This is a genomic window from Dyadobacter sp. CY345, assembly GCF_021502725.1.
In the GTDB taxonomy this organism is placed as follows: domain Bacteria; phylum Bacteroidota; class Bacteroidia; order Cytophagales; family Spirosomataceae; genus Dyadobacter.
Genome location: NZ_JAKFFS010000001.1, coordinates 140,468 through 163,088, shown reverse-complemented (window position 1 = coordinate 163,088; position 22,621 = coordinate 140,468). Strand labels below are relative to the sequence as shown.

Sequence of the window (22,621 nt, the reverse complement as noted above, 5' to 3'; positions counted from 1 at the left end):
CGACACGGCTTACAGCTAACTGCCAATATGAACTACAAAGAGTATAAAAACCTCAGTTATCCACAGATTGGTGATGATATACTGAAATTTTGGAAAGACAATAAAATTTTTGAAGCGTCGATCGATACGCGCGAAGGTTCGCCTTCCTTTACTTTTTATGAAGGTCCGCCTTCGGCAAATGGAACGCCGGGTATTCACCACGTGATGGCGCGCTCAATTAAAGATATTTTTTGCCGTTACAAAACCCTTCAAGGCTTTCAGGTGAAGCGTAAAGGAGGCTGGGATACCCATGGACTTCCGGTCGAGTTGCAGGTTGAAAAGGAACTTGGGATCACGAAAGATGATATTGGGAAAACAATTTCAGTAGAAGAATATAACGAAAGATGTCGCCAGACGGTCATGAAATTCACAGACCAATGGAATGATCTTACGGAAAAAATGGGCTACTGGGTGGATCTTGAAAATCCATACGTAACCTACGAAAACGAATACATCGAAAGTCTTTGGAGCTTGCTTAAAAAGCTTTACGACAAAGGTTTACTATATAAAGGTTATACGATCCAGCCTTATTCTCCGGCAGCAGGAACCGGACTTTCGTCACATGAGTTGAACATGCCCGGCACATACAAAGATGTGAAGGACACAACGATTGTGGCGATGTTTAAGGTGAAAGCGTTGGAAACTTATCCTGTTTTTGCTGATGTTGAAGGTTTGGTTGATCTGCGCATTTTGGCATGGACGACAACGCCATGGACTTTGCCTGCAAACTCAGCTTTGACGGTGGGGGCTAACATCAATTATGTGTTGGTAAAAACATTCAATCCTTATACCTACGAACCCGTTGAAGTGGTTTTGGCAAAGGATTTGATTGGAAAATATTTTACAGAAAAAGGAAAAGACGGAGATTTTGAGGGATATGCGGCGAGCGATAAAAAATTATTGCCCTGGACTGTCCTGAAAGAATTTAAAGGTAAAGATCTGGAAGGTGTTGAATACGAGCAGTTGATGCCATACGTCCAACCGGACAAGCCTGCCTTCCGTGTGATTATCGGTGATTTCGTTACAACAGAAGATGGTACCGGCGTTGTGCATACTTCGCCTACTTTCGGTGCGGACGATTTCCGGGTTTCTAACGCCAACGGTATTCCTGCCATTATGGTGAAAGATGAAACCGGAAAAGAGGTGCCGATAGTAGATCGTCGCGGACGTTTTGTTAAAGAAATTACAGATTATGCAGGCCGTTTTGTGAAGCCTGAATATTATTCGGCAGAAGAACAGGCTGATCCTGAATTCCGTGCAACGGACGTTTTGATCGCGATCAAACTGAAAGAAGAAGGAAAGGCGTTCAAAGTCGAAAAATACGAACATACGTATCCGCATTGCTGGCGTACGGACAAACCGGTTTTGTATTATCCATTGGATAGCTGGTTTATCAAAACAACGGCGATGAAAGATAAGCTCGTTGAATTGAACAAAACCATCAATTGGAAACCGGAAAGCACAGGAACAGGCCGTTTTGGAAACTGGCTGGAAAATCTGGTTGACTGGAATTTATCGCGTTCACGTTACTGGGGAACGCCGCTTCCGATCTGGCGCAGTGAAGATGGAGAAGAAGTTTGTGTTGGTGCGATCAGTGAACTGAAAGAATTACTTGAAAAGGCTAATACTTCGGGTAAATTATCGGCAGAGCAGGCGGAAAGCAATTCGGTTTATCTTGCCAAATTAGGCGAAGGAGATTTCGATCTTCACCGTCCCTATGTTGACAATATTTATTTTGTTTCATCCCAGGGGAAAATCATGTTCCGGGAGCCGGATCTGATTGATGTTTGGTTTGATTCAGGTGCGATGCCATATGCACAATGGCATTATCCATTTGAAAATAACGAAACATTCAACGAAAGTTACCCAGCCGATTTCATCTCGGAAGGCGTGGACCAAACGCGTGGATGGTTCTTCACTTTGCATGCGATTGCTGGAATGCTGTTTGATTCGGTTGCGTTTAAAAATGTTGTTTCAACAGGTTTGGTATTGGATAAAAATGGCAACAAGATGTCCAAACGTCTTGGAAATGCTGTTGATCCATTCGAAACACTTGGAAAATATGGTCCTGATGCAACGCGCTGGTATATGATCACCAATGCGGAACCTTGGGATAACCTTAAATTCAATATCGACGGAATCCAGGAAGTACAGCGCAAGTTTTTTGGAACGCTGCTTAATACTTACAATTTCTTCGCTTTGTATGCGAATCTGGACGGTTATAATTTCCATGAAGCCACGTCTGTTCCTGTGGAAAGCAGAACGGAACTGGATCGCTGGATTTTGTCAAAACTGAATACGTTAATCAAAGAAGTTGGCGAACAGTTTGATGATTATAACCCGACAAAAGCGGGACGCCTGGTTCAGGATTTTGTGACGGATCAGCTTTCAAACTGGTATATCCGTTTGAACCGCCGACGTTTCTGGAATCCTTCAAGCGAAAATTCGGGATTGACGGAAGACAAAAAAGCGGCTTATGAAACCTTGCAGCATTGTCTGGTAACAGTTTCTCAACTGATGTCGCCCATTGCTCCGTTTTTTGCAGAGTGGTTATACAAAAGTTTGACGGATGGAATCAGAGAAGAATTGATCAAAGCGGATTCTCATTTGAAATACGACTCGGTTCATTTGTCACACTGGCCGGTTGTTGAGTATAACGACATAGACCTGGATCTGGAAGAAGCGATGGAAATGGCCCAGTCGATCAGTTCGCTGGTTCACTCGATCCGTAAAAAACATAAACTAAAAGTACGTCAGCCACTTTCAAAAGTTCTGATCCCGGCTTTGACAGAAAAAACAAGTCGCCAGATCCATCAGGTTGCTTCGATTATTTTGTCTGAGGTTAACGTGAAAGATGTTGACGCGATCAATGATAACGACGGATTTTTCCATAAAAGAGCCAAACCAAATTTCAAGGTTTTAGGTAAGAAATTTGGAAAGGATATGCAGGCTGTTGCGGAGAAAATTAAACTTTGGGACAACACTGAAATCAAACAACTGGAAAAGGACGGTCAGTTTTTGATCACCGATTTTCATCCGGTAGCTGCGATTTTAATTGACGAAGTTGAAATCTATACTGAAGACGTTCCGGGCTGGTTGGTTGCAAGTGAAAATGGCCTGACTGTTGCACTTGATATCACCGTTACTGACGAACTCCGTCTGGAAGGTATCGCACGCGACTTCGTAAACCGTGTTCAAAATCTTCGTAAAGACAGCGGATTTGAAGTAACAGATAAGATCAAGATCACGCTGCAAAACAATGACGAATTATTGGCAAGTGCAATAACTGCTAACCGGGAATATATTTGTCAGGAAGTTCAGGCATTGGATCTTAGTTTGGTAAGCGACCTTAATGGTTCTGCCAGCGAGATTGAAATGGATGAGTTTTTGTTGAAAGTAAAAATTGAAGTTGTTTCTTAGGTTTAAGGAAACGCAGAGTTAGAGGAGTTTAAAAAGGGAGGTTCACAGAGATTCTTTGTCTTTGTGAAACTCCTTTTTCTTTTGGTTTTGTAACTTATTTTGATGTGTCACGTCTTAAACAAGAATTTGATTGCCATGTTATAGAATATGAGTTACAAGCCATACACTTTACACATTAATGAAGATAATACTCGTTATGAATTTCAAAGCATTGGGAAGAGAGGTATTTTTGAAAAAGTCATAATTATCTCATTATTGGATAATCCATGCAATTTGGCTTTATTAGACTACGATCCGGTTACCGATGAATATACTGATTTATCCGTTACCGATAATGGCGATATGAGAGAGGTACTCGCGACCGTGATTCAGGCCATAAAATTATTTTTAAACATAAGACCAAGCAAGCTGATCCAGTTTACAGGTAGCTCACAATCCCGAACGCGTCTATATCAAATTGCTATAAATAAAGTTTATTTCGATCTCAAAAACGACTTTGAAATTTACGGCTGGATTAATGAGAAATGGGTTCCATTTGAACCTAACTTATCCTTCGAAAGTTTTTTAATTGGTAAAAGTATAATATCTTAGAGTTAGCTAAATAATTTTGTCATGAAAACATTGCGACCAAAACAGGTAAAAACAGAGCCAAAATATGGTGCTGTAATTATTGATAAATCATTAAATGACTTACCAATACCAGCTGCGGCACAAAGAAAAAACGATGAAGCCCGCGCATTTTTAGAAAAACATCCAATTCCAGAGCATATATTGAATCGACATAGAAGTGACAAGTGATTAACAGTAATTAGCCTTCACACTTCATGCAACTACAAAACTCCACAGCACTCATCACAGGCGGCGCATCCGGACTTGGTGAAGCCACAGCTCGGTTATTTCTTTCAGAAGGAGCGAACGTAGTTATTCTTGACCTCAACGAAACTTCCGGAAAAGCACTTGAACTGGAATTTCCTACTAAACTGAAATTTGTCAAAACAGATGTATCGGATGAAGTTGATGTAAAACTGGCAGTGAATGCTGCTATTGAATTATTTGGTTCAATTCAGATTGTTGTGAATTGCGCAGGTATTGCGATTGCCCGGAAAACGATCGGAAAAGTGGATGGCGTTTATGGCCCGCATGCTCTGGATGCTTTTGAAAAAACAATTAGTATTAATCTGATTGGAACGTTTAATGTGATTCGTTTGGCTGGTTTTGCCATGGAGAAAAATGAACCTAATTCAGAAGGTGAGCGCGGCGTAATTATCAATACAGCCTCCGTTGCCGCTTATGACGGACAAATTGGACAAGCGGCTTATGCAGCCAGCAAAGGTGGTATTGTTAGTATGACTTTGCCAATAGCACGCGAATTTGCAAAAGCTGGTATTCGGGTTGTGACGATTGCACCAGGTTTGTTTGAAACACCGTTATTAATGGATTTACCCGAAGAAGCCAGGGTTTCTCTCGGACAACAAGTTCCATTTCCATCACGTTTAGGCAAGCCTTCGGAATATGCTTTGCTGGCAAAATCCATAGTCGAAAATCCAATGTTAAATGGCGAGGTGATACGGTTGGATGGTGCGATACGAATGGGGGCGAAATAATGAAATCGAATATGAAAAATAAACAACTTAACGGACTCAAAATTCCAATTTTCAGTTGGCTGTTATTTCTGTTTTTATCGTCCGGAATATCATCATATCACGACAATCTTCAATTTGGGAAAACTGTTCAAATTGAACGGGTTGATCAGTTTATCTTCAATTCCCGGAAGAAAAGAAGTTTTGCCAGCTTTTCAATTTGCACTGAAAAAAGCGGCTACTTTCAAAAATTCAATTTTCAATTTCTTCGAATAAAATCATTATCCAGAATGTCGGATAATCGTGTCCATATCTTTTTGAACAAACAATTCTCTCTTTCCAAATTAGTACTTCGCAATATTATTCTTCATTTCAGAAGCCGCAATCTGACTTCTGATTCCTCTGTTGATTTCCTGATTTTGTTTGCTAAAAACAGATTCTAACTGTTTCAAACTTATAATTTTTGTCGGAATGCTTAGCAATTAATTGCGAAGTTAATGTCAGTTCCTGCCTATTCTGGAATCTGGTTTCGGCTATTTTATTACTTCCAATCAGAAATCATGAAAATCAATAAAATAATTCTCGGAGCCATAAAATGGCTCAGGTATATCACCATTGCCTATATGCTGGGATTTGCCAATGTTTTAAATCAGGAAACAAAAACGATTGATGATACGCTTAATAAGATTGAACAAACTTCGGAAGATGAAGACTAAACCATGTTGATGCCCATCGATTTGTAAATTTCAAATGCATCCAGATTGTCCGGCTGATCGGTTATTATTGTAGTTAACTGATTGGTCGGACAAACATAATATGCCTCAGCGGTTCCGAGTTTTTCCATCGTAGAGAGCGCTATAATTTCTCTGGAAGACTCAACCATGGCTCTTTTCACCTCGCTTTCTTCATAATCCGGCCCCGTGACACCAAAATCCGGATGAATACTGCATATTCCTAAAAAGCATATATCCGCTCTGAATTTTCTGAAAAATTGAATGGTCTCATTTCCGATCGTCACAAAAGAGTTTTTTAAAAGTCGCCCGCCGGCAAATAACACTTCCACTTTTTCATGTTCTTCCAAAATACTGGCGATTGGAAAACTGTTTGTTACAACTGTCAAATGAATATCTTTTGGCAAAGCCTGAGCAATTAACAAAGCGGAAGTTCCTCCATCGAAAATGGCAACTTGCCCGTCTTTCAAAAAGCTTAATGCTTTACCAGCAATAATTTGCTTTTGTTCACTTCCATACTCAACGCGATCTTTAAAACGATGCGGACCAGGCGAGTGAGGCACAGCGCCTCCTCTTACAGATTTCAGCAACCCCTGATCTGCCAATTCTTTAATATCACGACGAACAGTATCTTCTGAAACGTTGAGTATACCGCTCAACCCCGCCAAATGCACCTTTTGATCCTGCCCCAACTGATCCAGTATTATCCGAAATCGTTCTTCCTTTAACATAATCAATTCAACTTTTTGCAAATATATCAATTAATTAAAATTTATATTGCAAAATATTGCAGATTGTTTTTACATTTGATGCACAATATAGCAAACCAGACTTAATCTTTTTATGAAAAAAACAGTGGCCATCGACATGGATAATGTCATTGCAGATATTGAAACCAACTGGATAAATTTATACGAACAGGAGTTTGGCGTTCGGGTAGATAAAAAGGATCTCTTGGGAAAACCGGAAGATTTTGCATTTCCCGATCCGGATAAGGCAAGAAGCCTCCTATACAAGCCGGGATTTTTCAGAAATGCACCTATTATTGAAGGTGCCGTTGAAGCATTGAAAGAAATACAGAAAGATTTTGAAATCTATATCGTGTCAGCGGCGATGGAATTTCCAAATTCATTACTTGAAAAACATGACTGGCTGGCTGAGCACTTCTCGTTTATTTCCTGGAAAAATATTATTTTTTGTGGAGATAAAAGTGTGATCGGTACTGACTTCTTAATTGATGATCATCTAAAAAATCTTGATTTTCATAAGGGCATGCCAATCCTGTTCACGGCCGGACATAACATCAATGTTACAAAACATACCAGGGTTAATAACTGGATTGAGGCAGTAAAGTTGTTGAGAGAGAATATTGAGGTGGTTTAAGAACACCCTCGGCCTGTAAACAAGACATTATATTCAAACCAATATTTGTATATTGTACTATAAACTGATGATTTTTAGCAAAATGTAGTGATATGGTATCTGTAAATCTTTCAATCGATCAACTTATTGAGACTATTAAAGGCTTGAATGAGGAAGAAATAATACAAATCAAGCTTGCCCTTGACCATGATTTTTATGTTTCTGATGAAAAAATGGCAGATCTTGTTAAGCGGAAACAAGATTTGATCGAAGGTAAAATAGGATCCAGATCCTGGGAAGAAATAAAAAAAGAATATGAATCAGTATAGCGTAGAGCTCATTGCTGATGCTGAAATTGAATTATCAGATGCATTTGATTGGTACAATGAAAAACAATCCGAATTAGGAAATAGATTTTTCAACGAGGTTTCCAGTTCTTTGAAACGAATCAGTGATAATCCATTCAAATTTGCAGTTAAATATGAAAATGAATTACGTTTTGCACCTTTAACGATTTTTCCGTATCTGATTTGTTATTGGATTGACGAGAAATTAAAAACAATTTTTGTTATTTCTATTTTCCACACAAGTCAAAATCCGGATAAATTTAAATAATTATTTATCCGGATTTACACTTACGCTAAACCTTCTCCTTAGCCCGCTCTTTCAACTGCAACAACTCATCACGCAGCCTTGCAGCTTCCAAAAAGTCCATATCTTTTGCAGCACTTTCCATTTTCTTCTGAGTCTCGATGATCAGTTTTTGCAGATCATTTTTACCCATATACTGAACAACGGGATCTGCCGCAATCCGGATTTCACTAGGCTCAACATAAATTTTTCTTGGTTTCGAATCAGCAACCGAAGTTTGCGACATAATCGCTTCTTTTGATTTCAGGATTGTTTTTGGTGTAATTCCATGCTCTTCGTTATAAGCAAGCTGAATTGCTCTACGCCTGTTCGTTTCGCCAATTGCCTCTTCCATCGATCCGGTCATCACATCCGCATACATCAAAACTTTTCCGTTTTCATTCCTCGCAGCGCGACCGATTGTTTGAATTAATGAGCGAATATCTCTCAAAAAACCTTCCTTATCAGCATCCATGATGGCAACCAATGAAACTTCCGGTAAATCCAGACCTTCACGCAAAAGATTGACACCTACCAAAACATCAAAAACCCCCAAGCGCAATTCACGAAGAATCTCAACCCGATCCAGTGCCTTTACTTCGGAGTGAATGTAGCGGCATTTGATACCAACACGATCCAGATATTTGCTCAGCTCCTCGGCCATTCTTTTGGTCAGCGTTGTGATCAAAACGCGGTCGCCTTGTTTGATACGAATGTTTATTTCTTCTAATAAATCATCAATCTGATTCAAACTTGGACGCACTTCAATTTCCGGATCCAGCAAACCCGTAGGACGAATAATCTGTTCAACCACAACTCCATCCGAGCGGCGCAATTCATATTCTGCCGGCGTTGCGCTTACAAAAATCGTCTGAGGCGTAAGGTCTTCAAATTCCTGAAAAGTCAATGGACGGTTATCCATCGCCGAAGGCAAACGGAAACCATATTCCACCAAAGCTTCTTTTCTGGACCGGTCGCCGCCCCACATGGCTTTTAGCTGCGGCATGGTTGCATGACTTTCATCCACAACCATCAGAAAATCTTCCGGGAAATAATCAAGCAAACAGAAAGGCCGCTGACCGGGAATTCGCCTGTCAAAATATCTTGAATAGTTTTCGATACCCGAGCAATACCCAAGCTCCCGCATCATTTCCATATCAAATTCTGTACGCTCTTTTACGCGCTCAGCCTCTGCTACCCTTCCATTATTGGTGAAATAATTAATCTGTTTTACCAGGTCATCCTGAATTTCCTTGATTGATTGAGAAAGCACATCACGGCCAGTCACGAATAGATTAGCAGGAAAAATAGAAACTGCTTTTTCACTTGAAACCTTCTTTCCGCTCTCAGGTTCAATGCGCTGGATTTCTTCGATTTCATCTCCAAAAAAGATAAAACGATAAGCAAAATCCGCATATCCAGGATAAATATCAACGGTATCACCTTTTACCCGAAATGTCCCGCGCCCGAATTCAACTTCGGTACGGCTGTAAAGAATTTCTACCAGTCTGTATAAAAACTGATTACGACTAACAATATCTCCAAGTTTTGCCTTTACAATACTCTTTTTGTACTCATTCGGATTTCCTGCGCCATAAATACATGATACAGAAGCAACTACTAAAACATCACGGCGTCCGCTCATGAGCGAGGAAACCGTATGTAACCGTAATTTATCAATTTCCTGATTGATCATCAGGTCCTTTTCTATGTAAGTATTGGTGCTTGAAATAAAGGCTTCGGGCTGATAATAGTCGTAGTAGCTAATAAAATATTCAACCGCGTTATTCGGGAAAAACTGCTTAAACTCGCCGTAAAGCTGGGCAGCCAGGGTTTTGTTATGGCTTAATACCAACGTAGGGCGATTGATTTCGGCTACGACGTTAGCGACTGTAAAAGTCTTTCCGGAACCCGTTACCCCAAGCAAAGTCTGGGCAGGCTCGCCGGCTGCAATTCCCTCTAAAAGTTGTCTGATTGCCTCGGGCTGATCTCCCGTAGGCTGGTATTCGGAAGTGAGTTCAAAATTCATATCAAAACATAAAAGGAATACAAGTCATAACGCATTCCAAAGATAAAATAGTTTCTTCGGAATGCGTCAGAATTCCTCTATGCTTCCTGAGCGATCAGCTGCTGTGCTTTTTCAACTGCTTTTTTCTCTTTCCAATGCTGCCATTCGAGACCCAAAAGAGAAGCCATACCTTTGTCCACGAAGGTGTGACGAACAAGATTCATACCACCACGAACCGCAGTGAAAACTGAATTATTTGCTCTCAACGCAAGGCTGAAACCTCCGTCGATATATCGGATATAGTGCCACCAAAGTGATGGAATAAATATTGTTTCGCCGTGGTACAAAGTCGTTTCAAAACCTGTTGCACCTTTCATTGCCGGAAAGCGCTCGTAGTCCGGATTGATCGGATCCACTTTGCTCATTACCGTAAACGGATGCTGATAAAGTCTTGTACTTTCTTCCGGTGAAAATAAAATAACCTGCTTGCGGGTGTGGAATTGCGTCAAAAATACATTTGAACAATCCATATCGTAGTGAAGGTTTGTAATAGACCCTTCACCACCAAAAAATACAAATTTATAGTATTTCAAAAACCCGTCCATAATGGTTGGAAACCGGATATCTTCTGTCAGAGAAGGAGCTTTTTTGAAAATATCAAAAAGGAAAAGCCGAAGGTCTGTCGGGCCTTTTTCGATCAGGGACAAATACTCACCAAACTTCATTGTTTTTGCGATCTGGAAATATTTGTCAGCGTCGTGCATGTGGTTGTCCACCAATGGAATTTCAATTTGTCCGTGGTTTTCACGAAGCCATTCGAATGTCCATTTTTGCATGGCCGGCCAGTCTTTTGCCAAATCTGTGAAAACAACAGGACGACTTGGTTTAAGATAATTTTCAATAAATTCTTCCCGGGTAAGTCCGGTACGCTTTTCTATGGGCACTAATTTCATGACAGAAACTGAGTATAATTAGTAATCGACTGAGTAAAGAGATTGTTATGAGCTCGCAGCCGTTTTGTAACTGCTACCTATAACAATTCCAATTTGGGTATTAGTTCTAAAAGATTTGAATTTCATATTATTCATCAAAACGACGATAATATTAGATGCAGACCTCTAGTATTTGAATCAATATTGCCAATTTTTCTTCAAATGTATTAAAGGAAATCGGAAATATACCTATTGTATTTTGAGTTAACATTTAGTTGACTGATTTCATAATGTGTACTTTACAACTAATTATTTCCAAATAGTGCCGCTAAATTAGATGATTGCACAACGAAAAAATATGACCGGAATCAACCTCAAAATTATACATTAAACGTATCTTCACTTTTGATTATTGAAAGGTTTTTTAATAATAAACAGCCTGATCTATGGAATACCGGACCATTGCCCCGCCGCCTAAAATTGCAAAATTTGTTAGATTTTTTTGGGTTTTAGAAAATGAAGTCGGTTCTGAAAAACCTTATATCCATCGGGTCATGGCTGACGGCTGCGCAGAGATGATTTTTCATTATCAAGCTCCCTTTGACGAAATCCTGTCAAACGATACTATTGAAACTTCTTTCCATTCAGGTGTTCACGGTCAGTCTCAAAATTTCCGCCGTTTTATCGTTCGTCAAAATTTTGGAATTTTTGGTGTTTATCTCTACCCTTTTGCTATCCCGATACTTTTTTCAATGCCGTCCGACGAACTGAGTAACCAAATGCCGGATCTTCCAACATTGATGGGAAATGAAGGCAAAGTTTTGGAAGAAAAAATAATGCTGGCGAAAACAAATGAGCAAAGAGTTGAGATCATTACCGCTTTTCTGGAAAAAAAGATTGCCGATAATTACAGATATGAGCCGGCTGTCTTTTCAACAATCTGTGATATCATTCAAACGAAGGGCATTGCTAATGTCCAGCAACTGGCAGAACAAAGTTTTTTATCAACCCGGCAATTTGAAAGAAAATTTAAAACCTTTTCAGGTTTCAGTCCCAAGTTATATACCCGGATTATCCGCTTTCAATCCGCAGTAAATATGTATGGGGATTCTGAAAAATCACTTACGGAAATCGCGTATGAATGCGGGTATTATGACCAGTCTCATTTCATTCACGACTTTAAAGAATTTTCCGGACAACACACAAAATTTTTCTTTTCAGGAAAAGGAGAAGGTGCAGAATACCGTGATGTTTAATGTCGTGTTTCTCCAATTTTGGCCATTTCCGGCCAGTTACATTTGCTTAAACATAAAATAAAAAAAAATGAGCACTATGAAAATTCCAAACGGACACCAGACGATAATGCCTTATTTAATGCTGGAATCATCTGAGAAATTTATTGATTTTACGACAAAGGTTTTTGATGCGGAAGTAATGTTTAAGAAAATGCGCGATGATACGGACGTTGTCATGCATTCTGAAATTCAGATCGGTGGCAGTACGATTATGTTTTGTGACAGTACTGAAAAATGGAAAACAGAAACTGCCAATCTTTTTGTTTATGTTGATAATGCCGATGAAACTTATCAAAAAGCACTTTCAGAAGGAGCAATAACGATTATGGAACCGGCAGATCAGGATTATGGAAGGGGCTGCGGCGTGACAGATCCGAGCGGGAACGTTTGGTGGATTACTTCCGTGAAATAATTTGCAAGCCATCTTTAATTCGTACTTTTAAAACAAATTACCCGAATTAAAGATGGCCGAAATTTTTGATAAAGTTGACGATATTCTCGCCAACCAAAACGAGCAGATTAAAAAATTACATGATATTGTCACAAAAGCTTTTCAGGAAGAAGAACTGATCGTTGACAATCTGGCACATCCGCCTCAGGAAATTCTTACGCAGGGACAACGTGTTTCTGATAAAGTGGCAAGATTTGGCGGCAGCTGGACGTTCATTATTATCTTCAGCGTAATTCTTATCCTTTGGATTATTTACAATTCAACGCTCCCAAAAGCAGAGCAGTTCGATCCTTACCCGTTTATTTTGATGAATCTGATACTTTCCTGTGTAGCAGCGATGCAGGCACCTATCATCATGATGAGCCAAAACCGGCAGGAAGAAAAAGACAGGATACGGGCAGAAAATGATTATCTGATCAATATGAAAGCAGAGCTGGAAGTGCGCAGTCTGCATCAGAAAATGGATTTACTTTTGGAAGAACAAATCAAAACCTTATTTGATGTGCAGGCAAAACAGCTCGACTTATTGAAAAAGTTGACAGAGCGCGTGGATAGTTTGTGCAGTAAAAATGATGTCTAAATACCGGTAACAGCAACTTTTTTATAAAATGATTAATTACGACGGCAAAACATTTATTCCTCTTTCGAATTCAGAAAATGGTGAAGTTGATTTAAAAATGCAGTTTCATTATAAACAATCAGGCAACCTTCTGACCTGCGATTACGTAGGCGCTAATATCCGTATGGGACATTTAATTGCGCTTGTCGATGAAAACGGATGCCTTGATATGCGGTATCATCAGATTAATGACAAGGGTGAAATTACGACGGGCATATGCAAGTCGACGCCAGAAATATTACCAAACGGAAAAATTCGTTTACATGAAAAATGGCAATGGACTTCGGGAGATCTGTCGGAAGGCAATTCACTTCTGGAAGAACTTTGAGAATGTTCGGTTCGTTAATAACTTATTCTAAATTTATGAAATCAACATTTTTTGTTTTTGTATTTACATTACTCGCTTATTTACAAGCACCGGCACAGACTTCAAAAGTAATTTCAGGCTCGACCGATTTTAGCGTAAAGTTTATCCTTGGCACTTGTAACGGCACCTTCGATGCGCCAAAAGGAACTGCCAATTTTGACCCGAATAATTTGAATGCCTCCGCCTTTAATCTCACTGTTGCTACAAATTCTTTCAAAACGAATAGTAATGGCCGTGATAAGGATATGAAAAGCGATAGCTATTTTGACGTTGCAAAATATCCGGAAATCCGTTTCAAATCTTCCAAAATTGAGAAGAAGGGTGATAAATATCAGGCAATCGGTTCGCTGACAATTAAAGATGTTACTAAACCCGTAACCTTACCATTCCAAGCAAAGAAAAATGCTGACGGCAGTTATTCACTCAATAGCACATTTGAGATTAACAGGCTGGATTATAAAGTGGGAGAAAGCAACTGGAAATTGAAAGATGTGGTGACTGTGACGATGAAGGCGGTTATTAAATAAAAGATCCAACAGAGATATAGAATGCATCTAAATCGGCACAGGCTGATTTAGATGCATTTTTCAGTTTTAGCTTCCACCAATTTCCGTTTAAACACCCGGATTCATACCTGATAAAAAATAAATCGCTCTCCATTACTTTGTAATTAGTCTAATTAACCTTTTATTTGCAAAATATAATTGGTCTAAATAGATATAATTCCCCAATGAAACATTTTTTTACCCTTATATGCATTCTTTGTTTGTCCTGCGCACCAGAGGTTTTTGCTCAATACGGAGAAATCAGAGGAAAGATTTTAATACAAAACGGTAAGTCATTTGAGGGTGTAACTATATCGTTGAAGAATACTAAATATGGCAGCACAACCAATAGCGATGGGAATTTTCGCCTGAAAGCCCCTTCCGGAAATTACACACTGGTCGCCAGCCTTCTTGGTAATGAAAAACGTGAACTGCCAGTTGTGGTGACAAATTCAGTGACGATACTGGACGATATACAGCTCTCGGAATCAGGCATTTCACTGGATGATGCTGTGATAACAGGGCAATTTGGCAAGCAATCGTTACGTAATTCAGTATATCAGGTCCGCACAATTGATAGCGAACGGATTCGGGCGCGGGGTGCTACAAATGTACAAACCATACTTAATACAGAACTCGGTATCCGATTTTCAAATGATCCGACACTCGGCACGTCGGATATACAATTAATGGGAATGTCCGGCCAAAGTGTAAAGATTTTGTTGGACGGAATTCCGATGGTTGACCGTGGTGCAACACGCGAAAGTCTTGGCCAAATTGATATCAATACCATCGAACGTATAGAGATCGTCGAAGGGCCGATGTCTGTTATTTATGGAACAGACGCCTTGGCCGGTGTTATCAATTTAATTACTAAAAAAGGAGATGGAAGTGACAATCTCTCCATTTCGGCGCGCTTACAGGAAGAAACGGTAAGTGACGAGTATAACGCTTTTACGCATAAGGGAACGCATAACCAGAATTTGGGAATTAACTGGCAAAAGAACGGCTTTCAGTTATCCGGAAGCCTCACCAGAAATAACTTCGGCGGCTGGCAAGGTGATTCCACGGGCCGCCTGAAAGCCTGGATGCCGAAGGAACAAATGCTGTATAATGCCGGAATCGGGTATTCGAGAGAAAAATGGAACGTCTGGTATCGTTTCAATGGAACGGACGAAACCATAAAATATTTTGGGAAAATAAGTGCCGAAAATAAAGCTGCGGACAAGGATTATATCACGAAACGATGGTTTCATCAGGCGCAGGGAGAGTATAAATCGAGTGACAAATTAGGTTTCACGGGAGCACTTTCCTACACCGATTACAGCCGAAGAACCCTGAGTACAGTGCTGGATCTTAACACTGGCCGCAGGACACTTTCACTTGACGCGGCGGCTCAGGATAAATCCATTTTCACGACAGTGTTTTTCAGAGGAACCGCTTTATATAAAATTAACCCCAATGTTACGATTCTTCCTGGTATCGAAATTAATAACAATAACAGCAGCGGGCAACGGATTCTGGGCTCTCCAACCATAAATGAATATGCCTTTTTCGTTTCTTCTGAACTGAAAATAACGCCTGCGATAAAGTTTAGTCCGGGAGTTCGTTTCATTAAAAACTCTGTTTATGATGCCCCGCCGGTTATTCCTGCGCTGAATGCGAAAATAATACTGAATAAGGTGTTGGACCTCCGCATGGGTTATGCACGCGGTTTCCGTTCACCTGCGCTACGTGAATTGTATTTTGATTTTCACGATGCTTCGCACTCGATCAATGGCAATGTTAATCTGAAAGCAGAATATTCTAACAGCTTTAATTCCTTTCTGACCTGGCGCGCAGTTGAAAAAACAGCGCTCCGCTTAACCTCGACGCTTGGCGGATTTTATAATGTTTTCCACGACCGGATCGATACCGGATTTGACCCCAACAATCCTACTCAGACAACTTATCTGAATATCAGTTTGTACAAAACCACTGGCCTGACGTTCGACAATAAACTTTATTGGAAAAATATTCAGGCGTCATTGGGCGGAACCTACATTGGAACTTACAACGAAATTAGCGACGACGCGGAATTGAATGAGAACCTTCCTGAATTTGTCTGGTCTCCGGAAATTAATGCAAACCTTCTATACAATTTCCCAAAACTGGGAGCCAGTGTAAATCTTTTCTATAAGTATACTGGCAAAAAACCTGCCTATGCACTGATGAGCACAACGCCGGTTTCGGCCAGTCTCAGACAAATTAGCGGATACAATATGGCCGATATCACTGTCACGAAAACCATCGGAAAATATGTCAATCTGATCGGTGGAGCCAAAAACCTCTTCGATCTGACTTCTATAAAAAATACAACCATCGGTACCGGCCATGACGCAACCGGACCGGGATTCAGTGGTCGCTCTTATTTTGTGGGACTGAATGTCCAATGGTCAAAAAGATAATACACCTACCCATTTTTAATAAAACAAACAATTATGAAACGATTGATCAAATCTCTGCTTATCATTACACTTTTAGGGATATTTAACGCGTGCAGCGACGATGAACCACCACTTCCGGACAATCTCGCTTCTTTCGAATCAACAGCGCAAGGATTTGAAGGAGAAAGTGTTGATCTAAAAATCAATCTGGGAAGAGCAGCGGAAACTGCGGTTTCAATTTCAGTTGCACTTACGCCAAGCCTTTTGACTTATGGTACGCAATTTACAACGGAGCCGGCAGCTACAAATAATACCATTGCTTTAACAGTTCCGGCTGGGCAAACTACCGCAAATATTAAGGTGCTAAAAAAAACAGGCGTACTTTTAAATGGTGACGAAAGTATAACATTTAAAATCGCGTCGGTTTCGTCTCCTGTTGTTGTTGGCACAAACACTGAATTGAAGCTTAGCTTTAAGGCGATCGTTTCGGATGGAACACAGTTGCAACTAAACGGGATTGCTGGATCTGAGGCTGGTTCGAGCGCCGGAAATTCCGTTTATCTGGATTTGAGTGCCAACACTCAGACACCTGTGCTGCGCGATAGCTGGGATCTGGGTTTCAACAGCGGCACAGATTTTCGTGTGGTTCTTAACAATACCAACGGTGCGACGGCCATTGAGATTAACAAATCGGATATCAACACTGTTTCCGATAAAGATCTTGACATCAACACACTAGCTGTCGGACAAGGTGCCGGCACCTTCGCACTGTATGACGGTGTCACCGGCGATCTTACTAAAACCGTTATCAAGGAAATTTCTGCCACGGATGCTGAAAATAAGGTGTATGTAGTTAATCGTGCAGGAGGTTCGGGTTCAGTTTTAACAGTTGATAAAATTTACAAAGTTCGAGTACTTCGAAAAGGAACGGGTTATACACTTCAATATGCAAAATTGAATGAGACCACTTTCAAAACACTTGATGTAACAAAAGATCCGACTTATAATTTTCAGTTCGCATCTCTTGAAAAAGGCGCCGCTGTAAGTGTGGAACCTGCAAAAGCACGCTGGGATATAGTCTGGGGATATAGTCTGTATTTCACAGGAACAACTCCTTATTCTTTCTCAGACCTTGTTTTCATCAATCATCATGCAGGCGTAACTGCGGCGGAGGTGTTGACTTCGACTACAACTTATGACACATTTGCTGAAAGTAATATAGCAGCAGTGACTTTCGTTGCGGATCGTGACGTGATCGGTTCAAAATGGAGAGTTACCTCAGGTGGAACGGTCGGCGTAAAAACAGATCGTTTTTATGTCATCAAAGATGCTGCCGGAAATGTTTACAAACTCAGGTTCCTGAGCTTCCACGCCAGTGACGGTGGCGAAAGAGGTAAGCCAAAACTTGAATACAAACTGGTTAAAAAAGGAGCTTAATTATTTAACTTATTCCAAAAAATCAGAGAGAACAGCTTGTGCCTTTCTCTCTGATTTTAAAAGAAAATCAATACAAAAATGTTTAAGTCAATCATTTTTTCGGTCTCATTATTTATTAATACGGATGTTCCAAAAACATCCTTTGACAGTGATTTTGAGGCTAATTTCGAAATTATTTCCAGTCTGGCAACACCAGAAGTCAGGGTTATCAAGGATTTTATCGCTGCCGCAAAACCAAACACGTATCATTATTTCAGTCTGGTCGCAGGAACAGAAATATTATCAGAGGATGCGAAAACAACCAAATGGGATCTTGCTTTCAGCGGTACCACAATTCTTGTCAACGGCGGTACGAGCGGATCGGGAAAAGGTGCCGCACTAATTTTAGAAAAACCATTTGATACTGTTACAGAAGCCCCGAAAGACGGATATAAAACTGACGATGGTTCAGGAAACGCAATTGCAAGCGGCAGTGGAAATTCCTGGTACAAATATGATATGAACGTTCATGCGATTTTACCAATAACCGGCAGAACCATTGTAGTTAAAACGGCTGAGGGCAAATTCGCAAAAATTGAATTTATCAGTTATTACAAAGGCGCGCCGGAAGATGTACCGACGGAAGAATCAAAATACTATACTTTCAGATATGTTTTAGCTGACGAAAATGGTAAGTTCTAACCTTCGCAGATCAACTTTTTCTCGCCACGGATACACGAATTTTCACGAATATCGATTCAAACATTCGTGAAAATTAATGTATTCGTGGCAAAATTTTATTTTTCCAGAATCTTTTTCAGATTTTTTAATCCGTCAGAAAAATCTTTTCCAACTGAGTCTTCCATGCCCATAAAAGGCAGGAATACATTCATCGGAATCGGCATGGCACCTGTAAAACCCCATTTCACGCGGGTCTGTTCCGGACCAACGGTTTCCGTGATCATATATGCATCATTCGTCGATTCAAACGGTTTGATAAACCGAAGTTCGGTATCGATCCTCTCACCTTCTGTAATCTTTTTAATTTCCTGTTCTTCAACCCCAACCTCCTCATTTCCCTCCCACCGGAACGTAAAACCAACCGTCTCATCTGTGCCTTTGTATGTTTTTTTCACATCCGGATCCTTAGCCATCCACACACTCCAATTGTCCTGATTTTTCAACGGTTTCAGATATGCAAACACTTCGGCCTTTGGCTTATTAACAATTATTTCTCTTTCAACGGCATACTCTTTGGGCATAAGTGTCGCCGCAAGAATAAAAATGGCAACGATTCCAAGAAGAATGTAGAGCGCTTTTTTCATAAGAGGATTTGTTTGAGGTGTGAAACTGAACTTATATTTAATTTCGTCAAGATCTTCAATGCGCTCTAAATTGCTCAACCCCGCCTTTTCCAAAACTCGTATGGAAGCGGCATTTTCCACATTTACAAAAGCGATTACGGCAGGTGGCTGAAATTTCCGGATAGAAAAAACCAGCAAAGCTTTGGCAATTTCGGTTGCGACACCTTTCCCCCAATATTCTTCCAAAATCCGGTAACCTATTTCAACTTCGGCACCAAATGCTTCCAATTTCGCAGCCCCGACCAGTTTTCCGGTTTTTTTCTCTTCAATTAAATATCTTCCAAAATAAGTATCCGATTTATTTTCCTCCACAATCCTGCCAAGCATTTCATCCGACTCCTGACGATTCAACGCGTGGCCGGTCACATATTTCATTACTTTCTCGTTGTTGCTCAATCTAAAATATTTGTCGCCATCAGAGGCTGTCATTTTTGTTAAAATAAAACGATTGGTCTTGATGGAAAATATTTTCATAATAGATACCACCTTGCATAGTTTGCAAGTAACGGTCACAAATTCAAATGATTAAATAAACTAATTGATGATTTTTTAAATATACGTTTTGAAAGATAAATTTAGAATAGATGTATCTCTTTTATTTTTTGGTGACATCAGGGTTAAATCTGAGATTTTCCGTTGAAACAGGCAGGATATTTGTAACGATCCTCCCGAATATATTTCTATTTTGCGTACTCCTCTGTAATATGATCCTTTTCCATATGCCAAAATTAAGATGAAACGATATTTCCCCTTCATAACAAAATACAAGACAGCAATCATACTAGGGCCGCTGCTGGCGATTATCGACGTTTTTGGCGAAATCGTACAACCGATGCTCATGTCTGATATAGTCGATATCGGAATAAAAAATCAGGATACGAATTATATTCTGAAAATGGGTGCACTTATGATTGCGCTATCACTTGTCGCAATTGTTGGAGGCGTTGGAAATGTGTATTATTCTTCTAAATCTTCCGTGGGTTTTGCGAGTGAATTACGTCAGGGCCTGTTCAACAAAATTCAGGAATTTTCATTTTCCAATATTGATACGTTCAGCAGCGCCTCGTTGGTGACAAGACTTACAAACGATATCAATACACTTCAGCAAGTGGTGATGATGTCCTTGCGTCTCTTGATCCGGGCTCCGTTGATGCTGGTTTGCGCAGTAATTTTCGCATTACAAATCAATAAGGAACTGACCATTATTATAGCTGTTGCCATTCCCGTATTAAGTTTCGCCATTTTTTTCATCATGAAGAAAGGCATTCCATACTTCACAAAAATGCAGCAAAAACTGGATCGTGTAAACGCAGCGATCCAGGAAAATCTTACCAATATCCGTGTTGTAAAATCATTTGTACGGAGTGATTTTGAAGAAGAAAAATTTTCAGTAGCCAACCGGGATTTAATGGATATGTCGGTAAAAGCGTCTACGATCGTGGTTTTGATCATGCCTGTGATGATGCTGATCATGAATGTGTCCATTGTTGCTGTGGTTTGGTTTGGAGGAAATAAAGTGATGACCGGCGACTTGCAGGTTGGCCAGCTGATGTCGTTTATCAGTTATATCACACAAATTCTGATCGCGTTAATGTTGCTTTCCATGACCATTATGATGTTTTCCAGAGCAAGCGCTTCTTCGAAAAGGATTTTGGAAGTACTGGATACCGAAATCGATATTAAAGATACCGAAGCTGCTAATGGTGGGAATTTTCAAGTACAGAAAGGCGAAATCGAATTTCGGGAGGTGTGTTTTAAATACAATTTAGAAAGCGATTTGTTTGTTTTGAAGGATATCAATTTTAAAGTTGCTCCGGGAGAACTGATCGCTATCATCGGCGCAACAGGTTCCGCAAAAACAAGTCTCGTTCAACTTATTCCAAGATTATACGACGTAACCGAAGGACAAATCCTGATTGATGGCGTTGACGTCAGAAATTATTCCTTGCAACATCTTCGCGAAGCAACTGCGACCGTTTTGCAAAAAAATGTATTGTTTTCAGGTACCATCAAAAGCAATTTGAAATGGGGTAAACCCGATGCGACGGACGACGAAATAATTGCGGCTGCAAAAGATGCCCAGGCACACGATTTTATCATGTCCTTTCCTGAACAATATGAAACAGTGCTGGGACAGGGCGGCGTCAATCTTTCCGGGGGACAGCAGCAGCGATTATGTATCGCCAGGGCTCTTCTAAAACAACCGATCATTCTTATTCTGGACGATAGCACCAGTGCAGTGGACACGGCGACAGAGGCGAAAATCAGGACTGCATTACAGGAAAACCATCATCAGACAACTACATTCATAATTGCCCAAAGAATCAGCTCCATTGAATCGGTCGACAGGATTGTCATTCTGGATGACGGCAGAATTATCGGAATCGGCACCCATGAAGAGCTTATGAAAACGAATGCAGTTTACCAGGAAATTTATCAGTCACAACAGCAAAATGAAGCCATAGCCTCATGAGCGATAAAAATACAACCACCTCAGCAGCACCGGACGGCATGCCCGGATCAAGTTCCGGACGTCGCTTTTCCGTAGAAAAACCTAAAAATATGGGTCTGACGATGCGAAGACTTTGGGGCTATCTACAAAAAAACAAATTCGGATTATCCACTGTTGTCCTGTTTATTCTGATCAATACGTCCGCTTCGCTGACGGGTTCCTACCTGCTTCGTCCGCTCATCAACGATTACATAATCCCAAAAGATGTTGACGGTCTGTTTCGTATGCTGGGCATTATGCTGATCATTTATCTCGCAGGCGCTACTACTGCTTATTTGCAAAGCAGATTTATGATCATTATTTCTCAGAAAACTGTGAATGAAATAAGGAATGATCTGTTCGAAAAACTACAATCACTGCCTCTGCATTTCTTTGATACGAATAGTCACGGAGAATTGATGAGCCGGTTTACAAACGATGTTGACCTGATCAGCGAATCTTTAAACAATAGCCTGACCCAGATTTTCACAAGCATCATAACCCTGACCGGAACATTTCTGCTCATGTTATATATCAGTCCTTTGCTGACTTTGGTGACATTGGTGATGGTCCCGCTTATGCTCTTTTTGGCTTCGCAAGTGATTAAACGAAGTAAAAATTATTTTATGGCTCAGCAAAAAGCAGTCGGAGTTACAAATGGTTATATCGAAGAAATCATCACCGGGATCAAGTCGTTAAAGTTTTTGGATATGAGAAAAAAGCAGAAATTGATTTTGAAAAACTGAATTCTGACCTGCGGGAAAAAGCGACAAAAGCGCAGATGTTTTCTGGTATGATGATGCCGATTATGATCAATATGAGCACCATCAATTATGCGCTTACGGCAACAATCGGTGGAATTCTTGCAGTAACACGTGGACTGGACATTGGCGGTCTGGCATCCTTTCTACAATATTCGAGACAATTTGGAAGGCCAATAAATGA

21 protein-coding genes and 1 pseudogene are annotated in these 22,621 nt (G+C 40.3%); 18 read left to right on the top strand and 4 right to left on the bottom strand.

Annotated elements, in window-relative coordinates:
- Positions 1-27 precede the first annotated feature (27 nt).
- The 5 genes from ileS to L0657_RS00690 all read left to right on the top strand — a co-directional run bounded on the left by ileS (position 28) and on the right by L0657_RS00690 (position 5,755).
- Positions 28-3,459 (top strand): isoleucine--tRNA ligase, encoded by a 3,432-nt coding sequence (ileS, locus tag L0657_RS00710; protein ID WP_235148404.1) that lies wholly within the window; start codon positions 28-30, stop codon positions 3,457-3,459.
- A 147-nt stretch (positions 3,460-3,606) separates the two neighbouring features.
- Entirely contained in the window at positions 3,607-4,050 is a 444-nt protein-coding gene (locus L0657_RS00705; protein ID WP_235148403.1) for a DUF6934 family protein, read from the top strand.
- A 21-nt stretch (positions 4,051-4,071) separates the two neighbouring features.
- On the top strand, positions 4,072-4,257 hold the full coding sequence (locus tag L0657_RS00700) for a hypothetical protein (RefSeq protein WP_235148402.1): 186 nt from the start codon (positions 4,072-4,074) through the stop codon (positions 4,255-4,257).
- A 26-nt stretch (positions 4,258-4,283) separates the two neighbouring features.
- Positions 4,284-5,063, top strand: a complete 780-nt coding sequence (locus L0657_RS00695) for a 3-hydroxyacyl-CoA dehydrogenase (protein ID WP_235148401.1) — start codon at positions 4,284-4,286, stop codon at positions 5,061-5,063.
- A 536-nt stretch (positions 5,064-5,599) separates the two neighbouring features.
- Positions 5,600-5,755: a hypothetical protein gene (locus L0657_RS00690; protein WP_235148400.1), complete on the top strand. Its 156-nt coding sequence runs from the start codon at positions 5,600-5,602 to the stop codon at positions 5,753-5,755.
- Here L0657_RS00690 and L0657_RS00685 read toward each other — a convergent pair.
- A complete protein-coding gene (locus tag L0657_RS00685; protein WP_235148399.1) occupies positions 5,752-6,501 on the bottom strand; it encodes a DeoR/GlpR family DNA-binding transcription regulator in 750 nt (249 codons plus the stop codon). The two genes, L0657_RS00690 and L0657_RS00685, sit on opposite strands and share 4 nt — an antisense overlap.
- 112 nt (positions 6,502-6,613) lie before the next feature.
- On the opposite strand from L0657_RS00685, the gene L0657_RS00680 reads away from it, so the two are divergent.
- From L0657_RS00680 to L0657_RS00670, 3 genes are all read left to right on the top strand, one after another.
- Complete coding sequence (locus L0657_RS00680) at positions 6,614-7,153, top strand: 5' nucleotidase, NT5C type (RefSeq protein ID WP_235148398.1); 540 nt, start codon at positions 6,614-6,616, stop codon at positions 7,151-7,153.
- Positions 7,154-7,245: 92 nt separating this feature from the next.
- Complete coding sequence (locus L0657_RS00675; protein WP_235148397.1) at positions 7,246-7,461, top strand: hypothetical protein; 216 nt, start codon at positions 7,246-7,248, stop codon at positions 7,459-7,461.
- Positions 7,448-7,747, top strand: a complete 300-nt coding sequence (locus tag L0657_RS00670) for a type II toxin-antitoxin system RelE/ParE family toxin (protein WP_235148396.1) — start codon at positions 7,448-7,450, stop codon at positions 7,745-7,747. Before L0657_RS00675 ends, L0657_RS00670 begins: the two co-directional genes overlap by 14 nt.
- 25 nt (positions 7,748-7,772) lie before the next feature.
- Here the strand turns inward: L0657_RS00670 and uvrB are convergent, their stop codons facing one another.
- The gene (gene uvrB, locus L0657_RS00665; protein WP_235148395.1) at positions 7,773-9,791 is read right to left on the bottom strand and encodes an excinuclease ABC subunit UvrB; all 2,019 of its coding nucleotides are present in this window, start codon (positions 9,789-9,791) and stop codon (positions 7,773-7,775) included.
- A gap of 77 nt (positions 9,792-9,868) precedes the next feature.
- Positions 9,869-10,723: a cupin-like domain-containing protein gene (locus tag L0657_RS00660; protein WP_234649908.1), complete on the bottom strand. Its 855-nt coding sequence runs from the start codon at positions 10,721-10,723 to the stop codon at positions 9,869-9,871.
- Positions 10,724-11,148: 425 nt separating this feature from the next.
- Between L0657_RS00660 and L0657_RS00655 the strand changes: the two genes are divergently transcribed.
- The 8 genes from L0657_RS00655 (at position 11,149) to L0657_RS00620 (ending at position 18,523) form a co-directional block, all read left to right on the top strand.
- Entirely contained in the window at positions 11,149-11,958 is an 810-nt protein-coding gene (locus L0657_RS00655; RefSeq protein WP_235148394.1) for a helix-turn-helix transcriptional regulator, read from the top strand.
- A 67-nt stretch (positions 11,959-12,025) separates the two neighbouring features.
- Positions 12,026-12,409: a glyoxalase/bleomycin resistance/extradiol dioxygenase family protein gene (locus L0657_RS00650; protein ID WP_235148393.1), complete on the top strand. Its 384-nt coding sequence runs from the start codon at positions 12,026-12,028 to the stop codon at positions 12,407-12,409.
- A gap of 52 nt (positions 12,410-12,461) precedes the next feature.
- Positions 12,462-13,028 (top strand): DUF1003 domain-containing protein, encoded by a 567-nt coding sequence (locus L0657_RS00645; protein WP_235148392.1) that lies wholly within the window; start codon positions 12,462-12,464, stop codon positions 13,026-13,028.
- Positions 13,029-13,056: 28 nt separating this feature from the next.
- Positions 13,057-13,395, top strand: coding sequence for a n-acetylglutamate synthase (locus tag L0657_RS00640; protein WP_235148391.1), 339 nt, complete (start codon positions 13,057-13,059; stop codon positions 13,393-13,395).
- Between the two features lie 35 nt (positions 13,396-13,430).
- Positions 13,431-13,961: a YceI family protein gene (locus L0657_RS00635; RefSeq protein ID WP_235148390.1), complete on the top strand. Its 531-nt coding sequence runs from the start codon at positions 13,431-13,433 to the stop codon at positions 13,959-13,961.
- Between the two features lie 203 nt (positions 13,962-14,164).
- The gene (locus L0657_RS00630) at positions 14,165-16,426 is read left to right on the top strand and encodes a TonB-dependent receptor (RefSeq protein WP_235148389.1); all 2,262 of its coding nucleotides are present in this window, start codon (positions 14,165-14,167) and stop codon (positions 16,424-16,426) included.
- A 33-nt stretch (positions 16,427-16,459) separates the two neighbouring features.
- A complete protein-coding gene (locus L0657_RS00625; RefSeq protein ID WP_235148388.1) occupies positions 16,460-17,842 on the top strand; it encodes an HmuY family protein in 1,383 nt (460 codons plus the stop codon).
- A gap of 78 nt (positions 17,843-17,920) precedes the next feature.
- Positions 17,921-18,523 carry an HmuY family protein gene (locus L0657_RS00620; protein WP_235148387.1) on the top strand — a complete coding sequence of 201 codons (603 nt, stop codon included), beginning with the start codon at positions 17,921-17,923 and terminating at the stop codon, positions 18,521-18,523.
- Between the two features lie 95 nt (positions 18,524-18,618).
- Here the strand turns inward: L0657_RS00620 and L0657_RS00615 are convergent, their stop codons facing one another.
- The gene (locus L0657_RS00615) at positions 18,619-19,659 is read right to left on the bottom strand and encodes a GNAT family N-acetyltransferase (RefSeq protein ID WP_235148386.1); all 1,041 of its coding nucleotides are present in this window, start codon (positions 19,657-19,659) and stop codon (positions 18,619-18,621) included.
- Between the two features lie 259 nt (positions 19,660-19,918).
- On the opposite strand from L0657_RS00615, the gene L0657_RS00610 reads away from it, so the two are divergent.
- Both L0657_RS00610 and L0657_RS00605 read left to right on the top strand, forming a co-directional pair.
- The gene (locus tag L0657_RS00610) at positions 19,919-21,658 is read left to right on the top strand and encodes an ABC transporter ATP-binding protein (RefSeq protein ID WP_235148385.1); all 1,740 of its coding nucleotides are present in this window, start codon (positions 19,919-19,921) and stop codon (positions 21,656-21,658) included.
- A pseudogene (locus L0657_RS00605) lies at positions 21,655-22,553 on the top strand (ABC transporter ATP-binding protein); the annotation flags it as partial. The gene L0657_RS00610 and the pseudogene L0657_RS00605, both read left to right, overlap by 4 nt.
- Positions 22,554-22,621: the final 68 nt, after the last annotated feature.

Coding starts and splice junctions, on each gene's coding strand:
- ileS (WP_235148404.1), top strand. CDS start 28: ATGAACTACAAAGAGTATAAAAACCTCAGTTATCCACAGATTGGTGAT.
- L0657_RS00705 (WP_235148403.1), top strand. CDS start 3,607: ATGAGTTACAAGCCATACACTTTACACATTAATGAAGATAATACTCGT.
- L0657_RS00700 (WP_235148402.1), top strand. CDS start 4,072: ATGAAAACATTGCGACCAAAACAGGTAAAAACAGAGCCAAAATATGGT.
- L0657_RS00695 (WP_235148401.1), top strand. CDS start 4,284: ATGCAACTACAAAACTCCACAGCACTCATCACAGGCGGCGCATCCGGA.
- L0657_RS00690 (WP_235148400.1), top strand. CDS start 5,600: ATGAAAATCAATAAAATAATTCTCGGAGCCATAAAATGGCTCAGGTAT.
- L0657_RS00685 (WP_235148399.1), bottom strand. CDS start 6,501: ATGTTAAAGGAAGAACGATTTCGGATAATACTGGATCAGTTGGGGCAG.
- L0657_RS00680 (WP_235148398.1), top strand. CDS start 6,614: ATGAAAAAAACAGTGGCCATCGACATGGATAATGTCATTGCAGATATT.
- L0657_RS00675 (WP_235148397.1), top strand. CDS start 7,246: ATGGTATCTGTAAATCTTTCAATCGATCAACTTATTGAGACTATTAAA.
- L0657_RS00670 (WP_235148396.1), top strand. CDS start 7,448: ATGAATCAGTATAGCGTAGAGCTCATTGCTGATGCTGAAATTGAATTA.
- uvrB (WP_235148395.1), bottom strand. CDS start 9,791: ATGAATTTTGAACTCACTTCCGAATACCAGCCTACGGGAGATCAGCCC.
- L0657_RS00660 (WP_234649908.1), bottom strand. CDS start 10,723: ATGAAATTAGTGCCCATAGAAAAGCGTACCGGACTTACCCGGGAAGAA.
- L0657_RS00655 (WP_235148394.1), top strand. CDS start 11,149: ATGGAATACCGGACCATTGCCCCGCCGCCTAAAATTGCAAAATTTGTT.
- L0657_RS00650 (WP_235148393.1), top strand. CDS start 12,026: ATGAGCACTATGAAAATTCCAAACGGACACCAGACGATAATGCCTTAT.
- L0657_RS00645 (WP_235148392.1), top strand. CDS start 12,462: ATGGCCGAAATTTTTGATAAAGTTGACGATATTCTCGCCAACCAAAAC.
- L0657_RS00640 (WP_235148391.1), top strand. CDS start 13,057: ATGATTAATTACGACGGCAAAACATTTATTCCTCTTTCGAATTCAGAA.
- L0657_RS00635 (WP_235148390.1), top strand. CDS start 13,431: ATGAAATCAACATTTTTTGTTTTTGTATTTACATTACTCGCTTATTTA.
- L0657_RS00630 (WP_235148389.1), top strand. CDS start 14,165: ATGAAACATTTTTTTACCCTTATATGCATTCTTTGTTTGTCCTGCGCA.
- L0657_RS00625 (WP_235148388.1), top strand. CDS start 16,460: ATGAAACGATTGATCAAATCTCTGCTTATCATTACACTTTTAGGGATA.
- L0657_RS00620 (WP_235148387.1), top strand. CDS start 17,921: ATGTTTAAGTCAATCATTTTTTCGGTCTCATTATTTATTAATACGGAT.
- L0657_RS00615 (WP_235148386.1), bottom strand. CDS start 19,659: ATGAAAATATTTTCCATCAAGACCAATCGTTTTATTTTAACAAAAATG.
- L0657_RS00610 (WP_235148385.1), top strand. CDS start 19,919: ATGAAACGATATTTCCCCTTCATAACAAAATACAAGACAGCAATCATA.